General features: G+C 63.7%; 13 protein-coding genes. 6 read left to right on the plus strand and 7 right to left on the minus strand.

What is annotated here, in order from left to right:
* The first annotated feature begins 130 nt into the window (after window positions 1-130).
* The 4 genes from NKL06_RS08265 to NKL06_RS08280 all read left to right on the plus strand — a co-directional run bounded on the left by NKL06_RS08265 (window position 131) and on the right by NKL06_RS08280 (window position 4,715).
* Window positions 131-1,963: an ABC transporter ATP-binding protein gene (locus NKL06_RS08265; protein WP_245267103.1), complete on the plus strand. Its 1,833-nt coding sequence runs from the start codon at window positions 131-133 to the stop codon at window positions 1,961-1,963.
* Window positions 1,963-3,849, plus strand: coding sequence for an ABC transporter ATP-binding protein (locus NKL06_RS08270; protein ID WP_023692226.1), 1,887 nt, complete (start codon window positions 1,963-1,965; stop codon window positions 3,847-3,849). Before NKL06_RS08265 ends, NKL06_RS08270 begins: the two co-directional genes overlap by 1 nt.
* A gap of 363 nt (window positions 3,850-4,212) precedes the next feature.
* Window positions 4,213-4,377 carry a DUF3309 family protein gene (locus tag NKL06_RS08275; protein WP_023667887.1) on the plus strand — a complete coding sequence of 55 codons (165 nt, stop codon included), beginning with the start codon at window positions 4,213-4,215 and terminating at the stop codon, window positions 4,375-4,377.
* Window positions 4,378-4,556: 179 nt separating this feature from the next.
* The gene (locus tag NKL06_RS08280) at window positions 4,557-4,715 is read left to right on the plus strand and encodes a hypothetical protein (RefSeq protein ID WP_023692227.1); all 159 of its coding nucleotides are present in this window, start codon (window positions 4,557-4,559) and stop codon (window positions 4,713-4,715) included.
* Here the strand turns inward: NKL06_RS08280 and NKL06_RS08285 are convergent.
* Together NKL06_RS08285 and NKL06_RS08290 are read right to left on the minus strand one after the other, a co-directional pair.
* Entirely contained in the window at window positions 4,706-5,887 is a 1,182-nt protein-coding gene (locus NKL06_RS08285; RefSeq protein ID WP_023692228.1) for an MFS transporter, read from the minus strand. The two genes, NKL06_RS08280 and NKL06_RS08285, sit on opposite strands and share 10 nt — an antisense overlap.
* 102 nt (window positions 5,888-5,989) lie before the next feature.
* Window positions 5,990-6,217 (minus strand): DUF1127 domain-containing protein, encoded by a 228-nt coding sequence (locus NKL06_RS08290; protein ID WP_023692229.1) that lies wholly within the window; start codon window positions 6,215-6,217, stop codon window positions 5,990-5,992.
* A gap of 261 nt (window positions 6,218-6,478) precedes the next feature.
* On the opposite strand from NKL06_RS08290, the gene NKL06_RS08295 reads away from it, so the two are divergent.
* On the plus strand, window positions 6,479-7,987 hold the full coding sequence (locus NKL06_RS08295) for a winged helix-turn-helix domain-containing tetratricopeptide repeat protein (protein ID WP_023692230.1): 1,509 nt from the start codon (window positions 6,479-6,481) through the stop codon (window positions 7,985-7,987).
* 531 nt (window positions 7,988-8,518) lie between these two features.
* Window positions 8,519-10,015, plus strand: coding sequence for an aldehyde dehydrogenase family protein (locus tag NKL06_RS08300; protein WP_023692231.1), 1,497 nt, complete (start codon window positions 8,519-8,521; stop codon window positions 10,013-10,015).
* Between the two features lie 24 nt (window positions 10,016-10,039).
* Here NKL06_RS08300 and doeB read toward each other — a convergent pair whose 3' ends face one another.
* The 5 genes from doeB to eutA form a co-directional block, all read right to left on the minus strand.
* On the minus strand, window positions 10,040-11,044 hold the full coding sequence (doeB, locus tag NKL06_RS08305; RefSeq protein ID WP_023682666.1) for a N(2)-acetyl-L-2,4-diaminobutanoate deacetylase DoeB: 1,005 nt from the start codon (window positions 11,042-11,044) through the stop codon (window positions 10,040-10,042).
* Between the two features lie 5 nt (window positions 11,045-11,049).
* On the minus strand, window positions 11,050-12,228 hold the full coding sequence (gene doeA, locus NKL06_RS08310) for an ectoine hydrolase DoeA (RefSeq protein ID WP_023692232.1): 1,179 nt from the start codon (window positions 12,226-12,228) through the stop codon (window positions 11,050-11,052).
* 136 nt (window positions 12,229-12,364) lie between these two features.
* Complete coding sequence (locus NKL06_RS08315; protein WP_352580143.1) at window positions 12,365-13,357, minus strand: cyclodeaminase; 993 nt, start codon at window positions 13,355-13,357, stop codon at window positions 12,365-12,367.
* A 231-nt stretch (window positions 13,358-13,588) separates the two neighbouring features.
* The gene (gene eutB / locus NKL06_RS08320; RefSeq protein WP_031208319.1) at window positions 13,589-14,575 is read right to left on the minus strand and encodes a hydroxyectoine utilization dehydratase EutB; all 987 of its coding nucleotides are present in this window, start codon (window positions 14,573-14,575) and stop codon (window positions 13,589-13,591) included.
* A 5-nt stretch (window positions 14,576-14,580) separates the two neighbouring features.
* Window positions 14,581-15,360, minus strand: a complete 780-nt coding sequence (gene eutA, locus NKL06_RS08325; RefSeq protein WP_023692235.1) for an ectoine utilization protein EutA — start codon at window positions 15,358-15,360, stop codon at window positions 14,581-14,583.
* Window position 15,361 lies beyond the last annotated feature (1 nt).

Here is a 15,361-nt window from a genome sequence, read left to right on the forward strand (position 1 = left end):
CCCTTGAACGGCCAAAATGGAGGCGTAACATCGCGGTATCTGAAACTGAGTCTGTTTTCATTCGTCTGGGCTAATGTCCGGATCGGATTGGGTATTTTCCTTGGCAATGGATGCAACCCGCGGCGCAGCGATGCGCGGCAAATCGTTTGCCCATGTGGCGGAGGCGTCCTGGGGCAAGGGCCTCAGCACGCTGCTGCGCATCGTGCGCATGACGCTGCGCCATCCTTGGCAAGTTGCGATCACCATCGCCTCGACCTTCATTGCCGCGACGCTGCAGCTGTTCATCCCGCGCCTGCTCGGCCACGCCATCGACCAGGCGCAAGGCGTGATGGCTGGAGGCGGCGGCGCGGCGGCTGAGCAGGCGCTGTGGACGACGGCGATCACCTTGCTCGTCGTCAGCATTCTGCGCGGCCTCTTCACCATGGCGCAGAATTATTATGGCGAGGCCGTTGGCCACCGCACCGGCTATGAGCTGCGCCTGGCCTTCTACGAGAAGATCCAGCGGCTGAGCTTCTCCTTCCATGACCGGGTGCATACCGGCGACCTGATTACGCTTGGCCTGCTCGACCTCGACGGCGTGCGCATGTTCTTTTCCACCGGCATATTGCGCGTGGTGCTGCTCGGCGTGCTGATCGGCGTCGGCTCCTATCTCCTGATCAGCACCGATCTCGAGCTCGGGCTGCTCAGTCTGAGTTTCGTGCCGTTCGTCGCCTGGCGCTCCTCGGTCACACAGCTCAGGCTGCGCAGCACCTGGCTGACGCTGCAGGAGCGGCTGTCAGTGCTGAGCCGGGTGATGGACGAGAACCTCGGCGGAATCCGCGTCGTGCGCGCCTTTGCGGCGCAGCGGCATGAGCTGGAAAAATTCGACCGCGCCAAGAAGTCGGCGCTGGAGCTTGCCGACCAGCGCGTCGACATCCGCGTCTCTAACACCAGCGCCATGAATTTTTCTTTCCTGGCGGCCATGGGCCTGGTGCTGTGGTTCGGTGGCCAGAAGGTGATCGCGGGCCAGATCAGCGTCGGCACGCTGGCGCAGTTCCTCACCTTCATGACCATCCTGCAGATGCCGGTGCGCCAGCTCGGGCTGATGGTCAACTCGTTCGCCCGCGCCTCGACCTGCGGCACAAGGCTGTTCGAACTGCTTGACGCCGAACTTGACATCGAGGATGCGCCTGATGCCAAGGATCTCGTGGTCACCGAAGGCTTGCTGTGCTTCGACAATGTCGGCTTCCGCTACGCGGGCGCCGGCGGCCGGCCGGCGCTGTCGGGCATTTCCTTCGAGGCCAGGTCCGGCGAGACCGTCGGCATTGTCGGCCCGCCGGGCAGCGGCAAGTCGACCATCGCGCATCTGATCCCGCGCTTCTACGATGTGACGTCAGGCGCGATCACCATCGACGGGCAGGATATACGCGAGGTCACGCTGCAATCGTTGCGCAAGGCGGTCGGCGTCGTGCAGCAGGACGCCTTCCTGTTCACCACCTCGATCGAAAACAACATCGCCTATGGAAATCCCTGGGCGCGCGAGACCCGCATCGGGCAGGCGGCTGAATACGCCCAGTTGCACAATTACATCATCGGGCTTCCGGCCGGCTACACCACGGTCGTGGGCGAGCGCGGCTCATCGCTTTCCGGCGGCCAGCGGCAGCGCCTGACCATCGCCCGCACCCTGATGCTGCGGCCTTCGGTGCTGGTCTTCGACGATTCCACCGCGGCTGTCGACGCCGGCACCGAGCAGCGAATCCGCACCGCGATGAAGCGCTTTGCCAAGGACCGCGTGACGCTGATCATCTCGCACCGGCTGAGCTCGCTGATGCATGCCGACCAGATCCTGTTCGTCGAGAATGGCCGCATCTCCGAGCGCGGCACGCACCAGGAATTGTTGGCGCTGGGTGGACGCTACCGCGCGCTTTACGACCTGCAGCTGCGGCCGGACGACGATTTGCCGGTGGCGGTGGGAGCCGCATAATGTCGACACAGAACGACGACCAGAAGGAAGACACCAGCCGGCGGCCCACCAGGGCCGTCGTCGGTTCGCACCGCGACGAGGAAGAGGTCTTCGGCAAGGTCTACGATCCGCGTATCGTGCGCCGCATCTTGAGCTTCGTGAAACCGTATCAGGGCCGGATCTTCATCTCGGTGGCCGCCGTGCTGGTGTTCACGCTGACGCAATTGGCGATCCCGCTGGTCATCCGTTACGCCATCGACCACGGCATGGCGGCGGGCAAGGCCGACAGCTCCGTCATGAACTGGGCGATCGGTGCCTTCACCCTGATCATCCTGATCAACTATGCCGCCAGCTATATCCAGGAAAGCGTCGTCGGCAAGGTGGCCGAGAATGTGCTGTCGGATTTGCGCCGCTCCATGTTCAGCCATCTGCAGCGTGTGTCGCTGAGCTTCATGGACAAGACCGAAGTGGGACGGCTGATGTCGCGCCTGCAGGGCGACGTCAATTCCATGCAGGAATTCCTCGAGACCTCGGTGATGTCGGTGGGCGACATCGTGCTGCTGTTCGGCATCGTCAGCGTTCTGTTGTGGCTCGATTTCCGGCTCGGTCTGCTGACGCTGTCGACCATGCCGGCGTTGTTCATCGTGCGCCTGTTCTGGCTGCCGCGTGCCAAGGTCGCCTTCATGGCCGCGCATGAGACCAACTCGATCGCCAATGGCGCGCTGGCCGAAGGCATCCATGGCGTTCGCACGGTGCAGAGCCTGGAGCGCCAGCACGTCAATTTCGACCTTTATGACGAGAAGGTGCTGGCCAATCTCAGGGCTCACCTGACCTCGGCCAAATATGCGCAGGTGATGGTGCCGATCGTCGACACGCTGACCGGCATTGCGATGGCAACCGTGATCGTCGTCGGCGGTTCGATGGTGCTGTCGCACAGCCTCGACATCGGCGTCATGGTAGCGTTCCTGTTCTATATCCAGCGCTTCTTCGACCCGATCCGCTCGCTCACCATGCAGTACTCGGTCATGCAGCGTGCCATGGCGTCGGGCCAGCGAATTTCCGAAGTGCTCGACGTGCCGGTCGATGTCAGCGACAGACAAGGCGCGGTGGCGCTGACGCGCGACATGGAAGGTTCGGTCGAGTTCAGGAACGTCACCTTCGGCTACCGGCAGAACCAGCCGGTGCTGAAAAACATGTCCTTCCGCGTCAATCCCGGCGAGACGGTCGCGCTTGTCGGTCCGACCGGTTCGGGCAAGTCGAGCTGCATGGCGCTGGTGCATCGCTTCTATGATGTCTGGTCGGGCGAGGTGCGGGTCGGCGGCCACGATGTCCGTGACGTCAGGCAGGATTCGCTCGGCGACCAGGTGGCGATGGTGCTGCAGGAGCCGTTCCTTTTTTCCGGCACGGTGCTAGAAAATATCCGCTACCACAAGACCGAGGCCACCCGCGAAGAGGTTGTGCGCGCCGCGCAAGCCGTTGGCGCGCACGACTTCATCGAGCATTTGCCTGACGGCTACGACACCGAGCTCGAACAGCGCGGCGGCAATCTGTCCCTCGGCCAGCGCCAGCTGATCAGCTTTGCACGCGCACTGGTGGCGGATGCGAAAATCCTGGTGCTGGACGAGGCGACGGCGAGCATCGATTCCTACACCGAGATGCTGATCCAGAAGGCACTGGTCACGCTGCTGGAAGGCCGCACCGGGCTGGTCATCGCGCACCGGCTGGCGACCATACGCGGCGCCGATCGCATCATCGTCTTACAGAACGGCGAGATCGTCGAGAGCGGAAATCACGAGCAGCTGATGGCGGCCAAGGGCCTCTATGCCAGGCTCTACAACATGAACTACGCATCGTTCGACGATATTGCCGAGGAAGACATAGGCGCGCCGGCCGGCAAGGCGACGTGAGCTGCTGCCGGTTCAGCTCGACTGGGAATGGTGCGGGGCCAAAACTCGTCGTCGACCAATTCGGCTTCAGATGACGACACGTTTCAGCTCGCCTTCCAGCGTAAGCCCGGCGTCACGCCTGCCGCGCGTTCAGGTGGAGGAGCGGCCGGCCGCCTAAAGGGCAATCCCGCGTAAATTCTGAATTCTACGCGCCGCCTGGCGCGCGATGCACGCGCAGCTTGCGCCTGAACCTCAGCAAACGCCGTCATGATGGCTTTCGTTCCTTAGCCGTCGGATGAAAATCGCCGGGGAACAGGAAGGCTTGCTGGGAGTTTAGTTCTCCGAGCCGCGCCGTGAACGGCGCGGCAGCGAAGGAGACGGCATATGGGCCTGGGTACCATTCTTATTATCATCCTGATCATCGCGTTGCTCGGCGGCTTCAGCGGCCTCGGCGGCGGCCCGTTCTACGGCACTGGTTACTATGGCGGCGGTGGCCTCGGGCTGGTGCTGATCATCGTGATCATTCTGGTTGTTCTCGGGCGAATATAGCGTCGCCATTGGCGGCCGCCGAGTTTCTACGGCGGCCGCGTTTTCGCCTGACATCGAGGTTTGAAGACATGGCAGCTGAAGACATTGCTGGTCCGGAAACACTGGGCCGGCGTCGGCGCGAGCGAACGCGACGAGCTGGGATATCCTAATGGTGGCACTATCCGAAGACGCCGGGCGTAATGCTGCAGACCCCGACACCCGCCTGGCGGCCGTGGCGTTCATCGAGGCGGATCGGACGCTTCGAGGAACGCGACGAGGCGGGTTCGGCCTTTCTCGCTCTTGTCGACAAGGGCAGCATCGGCCCGAAGGCCGCAATGGCAGGCACGCCTTACGCCTGAACGCGGTCAACCCGCCGTAGTTCCGCCAGCAGAAACACCACCAGCACGCAGCACAGGATGCCAAGCGACGATGGCAGTCCCTGATGTCCGGTCAGTTGCATCGCCAGCCCGGCCACCGGGGAGCCGACGATGCCGCCTACGCCCCATACGAACGCGAAGGCGGCATTGCCGGCGATCAAGGCTTGACCGGTGAAACGCTCGCCGAGCTGGATCAGCGACAGCGTGTAGATCCCGAACGAGACCCCGCCCCAGACGAAGAAGAGCGGCCAGACAAGCCATGTAGCGAAGAGCAATGGCAACAGCAGGCAACCGGCCAGGCAAGCCAGGACACAGAACAGCATCATCGGCTTCGAGCCAAACCGTTCGGCGGCGCGCCCAAGCACGACCTGCAGCACGGCATTGCCGGCGATAAAACAGGTGATGAGCGAAGCGATGCGCTGCTCAGTGCTGCCGAGCGCGGCACCATAGACCGCGAACAGCGAAAGCAGGACTTGCTCGAAGGCGGCAGCCGTGAAGACTGCGAACAAGAGCAGCGGCGCCAGCGCGAAGAAGCCGCCGACCGACACCGCTTCGCCATCACGCGGCATGTCGGGCAGGCGTGGCGCGACGGCAAGCACGATCAGGCCGCAGACAAGGAAGGCCGCGCTGCCGATGATGAAGGGTGGCCATCCTTGCGTGCCGACCAAGCCTAGCGACAGCGGGCCGAGGCCAAAGCCGGCGGAAACGATGGAGGAGTATAGGCCCATGATGCGGCCTCGGCGTGCCGCGGGCGTGATCGAGACCAGCCAGGTTTCACTGATCACGTAAAGCGGATTGGCAAAGAAGCCGAGCAGGAAGCGCAACGGCATCCAGGCCCATACATCCTGCGTCCAGGCAATCGCGATCAGGACGGTTGCTGCCAGGATCGAACACACAACCGCAAGGCGGGCCGCACCCACCCGCCGCACCAGCGCCGGCGTGAAGAGCGATGATACAATGAAACCCAGAGGCGTCATCGCGGCCGAGAGGCCGATAAGGCCCGGTGTCGTCCCTTGCCGTTCCAGGATGAAGCTGAGCAGCGGATAGGTCAGCCCCTGTGCTACGGCGAACACCGTAACGGTCGCGATGATGCCGGCCATCGCGACCCATGGGATGCGGTTCTCTGGCGGTGACGTCGCGTCTTCGGCGCTCATGCCGGCTTCGAAGCAGGATCGGCACGTTCCGGCAAGTGCAAATGCCGGCAAAACGCCGCGGTACGCCCAAACAGGCGGGCGGGTCTTATCCGCGACATCAGCTCACACTTGCCAGAAGCGTTTGACGATTTCGGCCTCGACCTGGCGTCTGGTCAGACCGATATCGTCGATCAGATGCGGATTGGCCTCCGCCATCTGCTTGAGGTCCCAGCGAAAGCGTATCCGCTCGCGCCAGGCCGCGATCATGCCCCGCGGGCCCGTCGGACGCCGGCCCGATGACACCGCCTTTTCCGGCAAGGCTGCACGAGCAGAAGCAAGGGTATCGTTCATGGCAACCTCCATTCGGTTTGAGGAGCGACAGCCCTCGGCTTGAAAGAGGTTGAATTCTGCCGCATGCGGACGACGCCGTAATTAAGCGCAGCCAAATAGTTCTCAAAAGTTCCAAAGCAGTTAGAGCACCTCGCCGTTTCATGGAAACGACGAGGTGCTCAACTCTTTGTTTTGACGCCATACGTCCGTGAAGCGCTCCGCGCTTTCCCGTGGGAAAACCGCCTTCACACCTTTCCTGGAATTGCTCTATAGATGCGCGTTATGCAGGGATCGCGCTTTGCCTTTGGTCCGTTCGTGCTTGATCCGGGTGCGGGAACGCTCCTTCGGGACCAAGTTCCCGTCGCCGCCGGCCACCGCGGACTGCAGCTGCTGGCGGCGCTCGTCGCCCGGCCCGGCGAGATCGTGGCCAAGGCCGAGTTGATGGATGCGGCATGGCCAGGCACCGCCGTTGAGGAAGGCAACCTCACCGTCCAGATTGCGCAACTGCGCAAGCTGCTGGGTCCGGCCACGAACGGCGGAGAATGGATATCGACCGTTCCGCGCGTCGGCTATCGCTTCGCCGGCGCCATCGAACAGCTCGGCGACGAGAAGCGACAGGCTTTGCCGCTGCCCGCCAAACCGTCGATAGCCGTGCTGCCCTTTGCCAATTTCAGCAACGACCCCGAGCAGGAAGCCTTCGCCGACGGGTTGACCGAAGACCTGATCACCGACCTGTCGAGGATTGGCGGCCTGTTCGTCATCGCGCGCAACTCGACCTTTGCCTACAAGGGCAAGGCGGTGGATGTGCGCGAGGTCGCCAGGGAACTTGGCGTGCGCTATCTCTTGGAGGGCAGCGCCAGACGCGCCGCCGGGCACGTGCGCATCAACGCCCAGCTGGTCGACGCGCTGAGCGGCGAGCATTTGTGGGCAGACCGCTTCGATCGCGGCCTGGAAGATATTTTTGCCGTTCAGGACGAGGTGACGGCCAAGATCGTCGAGGCGCTGCTTGGCCGGCTGCGCGCGCCGCTGCCGCGCAACCGGCCCCGAAATCTCGAGGCCTACGATCTGTGCGTGCGAGCCCGCAACCTGATCGACGTCTCGCCGGAGACGGCGCGCGAAGCGCATCTGTTGCTGACGCGCGCGCTTGCGCTCGATCCGGACTATGCCGAAGCCTATCGCTGGCTTGCCATGAACCACTGGATGGGATGGGTGCATTGGGGAGAGCCCATTGAGCCTGCCCGCGGCCTTGCCCTGGAACTGGCGCGCAAGGCTGTGGCGATCGATCCCAACGATGCCGGCTGCCACTGGGTGCTTGCCAACCTGCTTGCCTATGAGAGCAGATTCGACGAAGCGGATGTGGGATTTGCCAAGGCGTTCGAACTCGACCCGAACGAGGCCGATGCCTGGGCGACATTGTCCGACATCGCGGTCCTGGCCGGGCGCGTCGAGGACGGCCTCGACTATATCGGCAAGGCGTTCCGGCTGAACCCGTTTCCGGCAAGCTGGTACTACCTGACGCTCGGCCAGGCGCAATATGCGGCGCGCGACTATGAAGCCGCCGTCGAGACGACGCGCCGGGACGAGACGTATCGGACAAGCTCGCGCCGTTTCCTTGCGGCAAGCCTTGCGCAACTCGGCCGGATCGATGAGGCGCGCGCCGAGGTCGACCTGTTCCTTGTCGCGAACCCACATTTCACCACCAGCCACTGGGTCGAGACGGAGCCGTTCCGCGACACGGCCACGCTCGACCATTTCGTCGATGGCTTCCGAAAGGCCGGCCTTCCGGAGTGACGGACCGGCGTGCTCGATCGAATGCCAGGCACCGTCGGTTGCGGCTCAATCTGTCAATGTTTGCAAGTCGCGAGGCCGCTCGACCGATCTTGCTTCCGCGTGCAGTCATCCAACAGCGATTGCAGCGAAGCGGCGCGCGAAACCTCTGTCACGGTGAAGCCGGCTGGAACGGCCACGATCGATCCGGCCACGGGTGAGCGCTGGGTGGCGGCTGGCGACTACCTGTTGCGCTCTCGTCTGCAATGCCGGCATCGCGGTCGCCGTGGGCAATGATCGGCTTGCCTCCTTGAGCTTTCAGCGACGCGCTCCGACAACTCGCGATGATTTTTCTAGATGCCGGTGATTTTCTAGATGCCGTTTGTCGAAGCATGATCTTTTCCGAAAACCGTTTCCCACTTTTCTGGATCACGCTCTAGCGGCTGGCGTGATCGGGAAGTCCGCGCAATCTGATTGTCCGAGCGCCCTTTAGCTTTCCTTGTTTGAGGTCGGCGGCGGGAGTAATAGTCGCCACGGAATTGCGAGGAGGAAGAGATGACGCTGAACTTCGACCCGAAGGCGAAGGCCACGGCGTTGTACCATGGCGAATTCCGACCGATGTTCATTGGCGGCAAGTGGGTCGCGGCGCAGTCCGGCCACGGCATGCAGGCACTCAATCCGGCAACAGGCGAGGTGCTGGCGACAGTGCCGCGCGGCGGGGCTGCCGATATCGACTCGGCGGTGGCCGCCGCGCGCGCGGCCTTCGAAGGCCCATGGTCCAAATTCTCGCCCTACGAGCGGCAGTGCGTGCTGCTCAGGATCGCCGATCTGTTCGAGACGCATTGGGAAGAGCTCAGCGTTTCCGACACGCTCGATATGGGACTGCCGATCACGCGCACGCTCGCCAACCGGCGCCGCGTCATCGGTATGCTGCGCTTCTATGCCGGCATGGCGACGGCGCTGCATGGCGAGGCGATCGACAATTCGATTCCCGGCGAGATCGTCACCTTCACCCGGCGCGAGCCGGTGGGCGTCGTTGGTGCGATCATTCCCTGGAACGCGCCGACCGCCGCCTCGATCTGGAAGATCGCGCCGGCGCTGGCGACAGGCTGCACCATCGTGCTGAAACCGTCCGAGGATGCGTCGCTGACGCCGCTGCTGATCGCGCAACTGATGCAGGAAGCCGGCGTGCCCGACGGCGTCGTCAACGTCGTCACCGGCACCGGGGCCGAAGCCGGTGCGCGGCTCGCCGAACATCCAGACGTCAACAAGATCGTTTTCACCGGATCGACGCTGACCGGCCAGGCCATCGCGCGGGCAGCCATGGCCAACCTCAAACGCGTTTCACTGGAGCTCGGCGGCAAGTCGCCGATCATCGTCTGCCGCGACGCCGACATCGACAAGGCTGTTCCGATCGCGGCGATGGCGGTGTTCGTGCATTCGGGCCAGATCTGCATTGCCGGCTCGCGGCTGTTCGTGGCGCGCGAAATCCATGACGAGTTCGTCCGACGGCTCGCCGATTTCGCCGGCAGACTGCGGATCGGCCATGGCATCGAGGCAGAGACGGAAATCGGACCGCTCATCAATGCCAGGCAGGCAGCCAAGGTGGAGGGCTATATCAGGGCCGGCAGCGACGAAGGCGCCGAACTGGTCGCCGGTGGCTCGCGGCTGACCGGCGAGCTCTACGATGGCGGCAACTTCATTGCGCCGACGGTCTTCGGCGCCGTGTCGGACCAGATGACCATCGCGCGCGAGGAGATTTTCGGCCCGGTCATTTCGGCGATGCCCTTCGACTCGCTCGACGAAGCGGTGGCGCGTGCCAATGCGACGCCCTATGGCCTGGCCGCCGGCATCTTCACGACACATCTGGGCACCGCGCACAAGCTTGCGCGCCGCGTCAAGGCCGGCTCGGTCTGGGTCAACATGTACCATGCCATCGACCCGGCGGTGCCGTTCGGCGGCACGAAGATGTCGGGTTATGGCCGCGAGGGCGGCATCGAGCATCTGCACGAGTATCTGGAGACCAAGTCGGTCTGGATCCAGACCGACTGATATTCGCGCGGCGTACTCTGCGAATCACGATGAAACCACAACGGCCAGGACGGCGGCGCAGTCACCGGCTTTGACCAGGCCGGGGAAATGCCGCGCCGCCAGAATGCCGGACATTTTTGCCCGGATTTCCTGCGGAGCGATGCCGGTGCGGCCGGTGGAATGGATGCGCGCCAGCACCGAGCCTTCTTTCACAGGCTCTCCGAGATCGACCATGGTTTCGATCATGCCGTCCTCCTCGGCGAAGGAGAAACAATCGCCTGACGGCATGTCGAGCCACTGAGTTCTGCCCTTCTCGACCGCACCATCAACAATGCCGGCATGGCGCAGCACATTGCTGATGCCGCGCCGCGCGATCCGCACAGTCTGTGCGCGCGAGGTGCCGCCGCCGCCAAGCTCGGTGCTGACGAAGACCTTGCCCATTTCCTCCGCCGCCGTGTCGTACATGCCGACGGAGTCGATCTCGATCATGCGCATCGAGAACGGGGCAGAGAACGCCGCGACCGCATCGAAGGCTTTCTGCTCCAGCACCTTGTCGGGCACCGTGTGGGCGGCACAGAAGGGCACGAAATCCAGTGTCTTGCCACCGGAGTGGAAGTCGAAGACGAGGTCGGCGCGGGGCAGCAATTCGCGCTGGAAATAGTCGGCGATCTTTTCCGTCACCGTGCCGTCGGGACGGCCGGGAAAGCTGCGGTTCATATTGCCCTTGTCGATCGGCGATGTCCGGGTGCCGGCGCGAAAGGCCGGATAGTTCATCGCCGGCACGATGATCACCGTGCCGCTGACCTGTTTGGGATCGAGCGTGCGGGCGAGATCGTAGAGCGCCAGTGGCCCCTCATACTCGTCGCCATGATTGCCGCCGGTGAGCAGGGCAGTCGGCCCCTTGCCGTTGCGGATGACGCAGATCGGGATCATCACCGAGCCCCACGCCGAGTCGTTGCGGCTGTAGGGCAGGCGCAGGAAACCATGTTGCACGCCGTCCTTGTCGAAATCGACGGTCGGGGCGATCGGGGATGGGCGAAGGCTAGGCATCGGGCTCAATTCTTCACCACCAGTTTGCGCGGTACATTGGCGAGGCACTCTACACCGGTTTCGGTGATCAGGATGGATTCGGTGATTTCCAGTCCCATGGTCTCCAGCCAGAGACCGGTCATGAAATGGAAGGTCATGCCAGGCTTGAGTTCGGTGCGGTCGCCGGGGCGCAGGCTCATGGTGCGTTCGCCCCAATCCGGCGGATAGGAGAGACCGATGGAATAGCCGGTGCGGTTGTCCTTGACGATGCCATATTTCTTCAACACGGCGAAAAAGGCGTTGGCGATGTCCTCACAGGCATTGCCGGGCTTTGCCGCCCCCAGCCCCGCCTCCATGCCTTCCAGTGTCGCCTTCTCGGCATCGAGGAATTCCTGTGTCGGCTTGCCGAGAAAGACGGTGCGCGACAGCGGGCAATGGTAGCGGTTGTAGCAGCCGGCGATCTCGAAGAAGGTGCCCTCGCCCGACTTCATCGGCTGGTCGTCCCAGGTGAGATGCGGCGCCGAGGCGTCGGCGCCCGACGGCAGCAGCGGCACGATCGCCGGATAGTCGCCGCCGATGCCATCGACACCGCGCGTGCCGGCATCGTAGATCTCGGCGACCAGATCGCATTTGCGCATGTCTACTTCGATCTTGTCGACGATGCGCTGGTGCATGGCTTCGACGATCCGAGCCGCCTTGCGCATATAGTCGATCTCGGTTGAACTCTTCACGGCGCGCTGCCAGTTGACTAGCGCTGTCGCGTCGACGAAGCGGGCGTTGGGCAGGTGCTTCTGCAACGCGGCGAAGGCGGCAGCCGAGAACCAGTAATTGTCCATCTCGACGCCGATGGTCAGCTTGCCCCAGCCGCGATCACTGAGCACTCTGGCCAAAAAATCCATCGGGTGGCGCTCGGTCGACTGCACGTAGTGGTCGGCATAGCCGACGATGTTGTCATGCGCGAGATAGGCGGTGCGCTTGGCGCCATTGGCATCCTGGCCGCGACCGTACCAGACCGGCTCGCCCGATGGTGGCACGATCACCGCCTGATGCACATAGAACGACCAGCCATCATAGCCGGTCAGCCAGGCCATGTTGGATGGGTCGCTGATAACAAGCAGATCGACGCCTTTCCCCTCCATGGCTTTTCGCGTCTTGGCGAGGCGATCCGCAAATTCGCCACGCGAGAATTTCAGGTTCGGTTGCATTGTTCTTGGTCCTCGTTTGTTGGGGTCCTGGAGCCCGTTTTCACTTCGTTGGATCCGGCTCCAGGAATTTTTTGCTTGAGCATGATCTGATCGGAAAACCGGTTTCCACTTTTCCGGATCATGCTTGCGGCCAGCATCAGCTCTCGAAAACGGTTCCGGCATTGGCCGCCCGCGCCCGGTTGCGAGCGAGCGTGGCGATCGCCGTATCCTGCACGCCGGTGCCGGTGAGGTCGGCGATGGTGATGTCGCTGGGTGAGCGCCTTCCGTGCCGTTCGCCGGCGATGATCTGGCCGAGTTCGGTGACCGCGGCATCGGCTCCCATCACGCCCGATGCGATGGCGTGATGCAGTTCTCCCAGACGCCGTGTCTGCTTGGCGCTGTCGGCGACATAGAGATCGGCCATGCGCAGGATCGCCGGCGCGATCTCGTTCTTGTGTTCGGCATCCGAGCCCATGGCGGTGATGTGCTGCCCGGCAACGACAAAGCCGGCCTTGATCAGCGGCTCGGTCGACGGCGTGGTGGTGACGATGATGTCGGCGCCGATGGTTGCTTTGGCTGCATCCGGCTCGGCGCGCACGAGAATGCCGAGCTTTTCGCGCAGCGCGCCTGCGGCCGTCTGCGCCTTGACCGCATCGCGCGCCCAGATACGTGCCTCGGCGATCGGCCGCACCAACATGAGCGCTTCGAGTTGCAGCCCGGCTTGCACGCCGGCGCCGAAGATTGCGGCGACGGACGAATCCGGCCGCGACAGATGCTTCGCCGCGACGGCGCCCGCAGCAGCGGTGCGGACATCTGTGAGATAGCCATTGTCCAGCAGCAGCGCCTCGACCACACCGGTTCTTGCCGAGAGCAACACCATCATGCCGCCCCCGCTGGGCAGACCGAGATTCGGATTGTCGAAGAAGCCGGAGCTTATCTTAACGGCGAAACCGTCTATTCCAGGCACATAGGCGGACTTCACATCGACCTCGCCGCGCTGCTCGTGAATGTCCAACCGCAGAATCGGCGGCATCGCCACCGGCAATGTGGCGAGCGCGCGGAAAGCGTTTTCGACGCAGGCGACGGCGTCGAGATCGAGCGTCACGATTGTGCGCAGTTCCTTCTCGGTGAGGATCGTCATCCGGCTCATGCGACGCGCTCCGCGAAGGCGCGCACTGCGAAGGATAGTGTTCCGTCACACCCCCTCTGGCCTGCCGGCCATCTCCCCCGCAAGGGGGGAGATTGGACTGCACTCCTGCCTTCGCCAATCTCCAGCGCAGCAAGAATAGCGACCACATCGAAGCTGCCGATCTCCCCCCTTGCGGGGGAGATGTCCGGCAGGACAGAGGGGGGTGGGCGGGAATTCGGCGTGGGAGAGCTTTCATGCCGCGCGCTCCGCGATTGCGTCACCGCAGACGATCTTGCGATGCGTGTTCATGTCGATATTGCGGCCCGAGAGAAGCACGACCACCGGCCCGGTCGCCCTGACCTTGCCGGCGAGTAGCGCAGCGATGCCGACCGCACCGGCGCCTTCGACGATCTCGCGCTCTTGTTCATAGGCATGTCGGATGCCGGCGGCGATCTCGTCCTCGGTGAGCAGGATGACGTCGTCGAGCAGATCGCGGCACATGGCGAAGGTCAGCCGGTTGTCGAGACCGATGCCGCCGCCGAGCGAATCCGCCAGTGTCGGCAGTTCTTCAACCTCGACCGGCCGGCCGGCGTCGAGGCTGGCCTTCATCGCAGCGCCACGTGCCATCGAAACGCCGATCACTTTTGTCCTGGGGCTAGTGCCTTTGATAGCTGCGGCGATGCCCGAGGCCAAGCCGCCACCGGAAAGCTGGACGAGGACGAGAGCGGCATCCGGGACCTGCTCGATCATCTCCAGTCCAAGCGTGCCCTGCCCAGCGATGATGGCCGGGTGGTCGAAGGGCGGCAGCATCACCAGTCCCTCCTGCGCCACCAGCCGTTCGACCTCCTGCTGCGCCTCGTCCTGACTGTTGCCGATGATGCGGACATCCGCGCCAAGCCGACGGATTTCGTCGAGCTTGTTGCCCGGCACCAGTCGCGACATGCAGATCACCGCACGCATGCCTTCGAGCTTCGCGGCATGGGCCAGCGCACGGCCATGATTGCCGGTCGACGCCGCGACCACACCGCGCGCCTTCACCTCGGCGCTCAGCGAAGCAACGGCATTCGAGGCGCCGCGCAGCTTGAAGCTGCCGGTGGTCTGGCGGTGTTCAAGCTTGAGGTGGACGGGGATGCCCAGTCGTTCGGAAAGGCTGTGAGATAACCCTGTCGGCGTGCGTTCGATTTTGCCGGCAATTCGCTCCCGGGCGGCACGAATATCGTTAAGGGTGACTGTCGTCATGATCATCAATCGCGCGGCAAAGGCAGCGTCATCAGACGGCCAAATTCGGGATGCGACGTCCCGTCGCCACACAACCGCAAACAATTCCAGGCGCTGGCCTGATTGCTGGTAACGACCGGGCGGTCGATCGCCTGTTCCACGCCGGGAACCGCGAGCGCTCCGCGCAATGCGGTGCAGGACACGAACAGTGCGTCGGCCTCAGCGTGTGTCGCCTCTCGTGCGAGATCGACAATCGCTGCCGGCGCAATGCGCGCCATCTCGCGATCGTCCTCGAAGCCGAGACAGGTGAAGCTGACGATCTCGAAGCCGCGCTCGGCGAAATACGTCGCCATCGGCCTGGAGGTTTCGACGGTGTAAGGGGTGAGGATGCTGATCTTTTTCGCGCCCAGCGCCTGCAGCCCGCGCACGCCCGCCATCGGCGGCGTGACCACGGGAACGCCCGGCTTGGCAGACTGGATCGCGACCTCGATCTCGGCGTCGCCAATCACCACCGAGGCCGAGGTGCAGGAGTAGCAGATCGCGTCGAGGTTTTCGTCGGGCAGGATCAACGCAGCACCCGCCGCCAGCTCGGGCTGCATCTTGCGTAAATTCTCGGGCGTGGTCGGATTCTTGTAGGGAATGCGCGCGACATAGACGCCGATCCGCTCGCTCGCCACCATGCGGCGGAAATCGGGCTCGCTGGTGTGGTCGGTGGCAAGGATGATGAGGCCGACACGCTTTTCCAGCGGGCGCGCATCGAGCGCCGGCCTTGTCGGCATCAGCCTGATCTCGGGCAGCGGTTTCATC

The sequence above is a fragment of the Mesorhizobium sp. C268A genome (assembly GCF_040324475.1).
GTDB lineage: Bacteria > Pseudomonadota > Alphaproteobacteria > Rhizobiales > Rhizobiaceae > Mesorhizobium.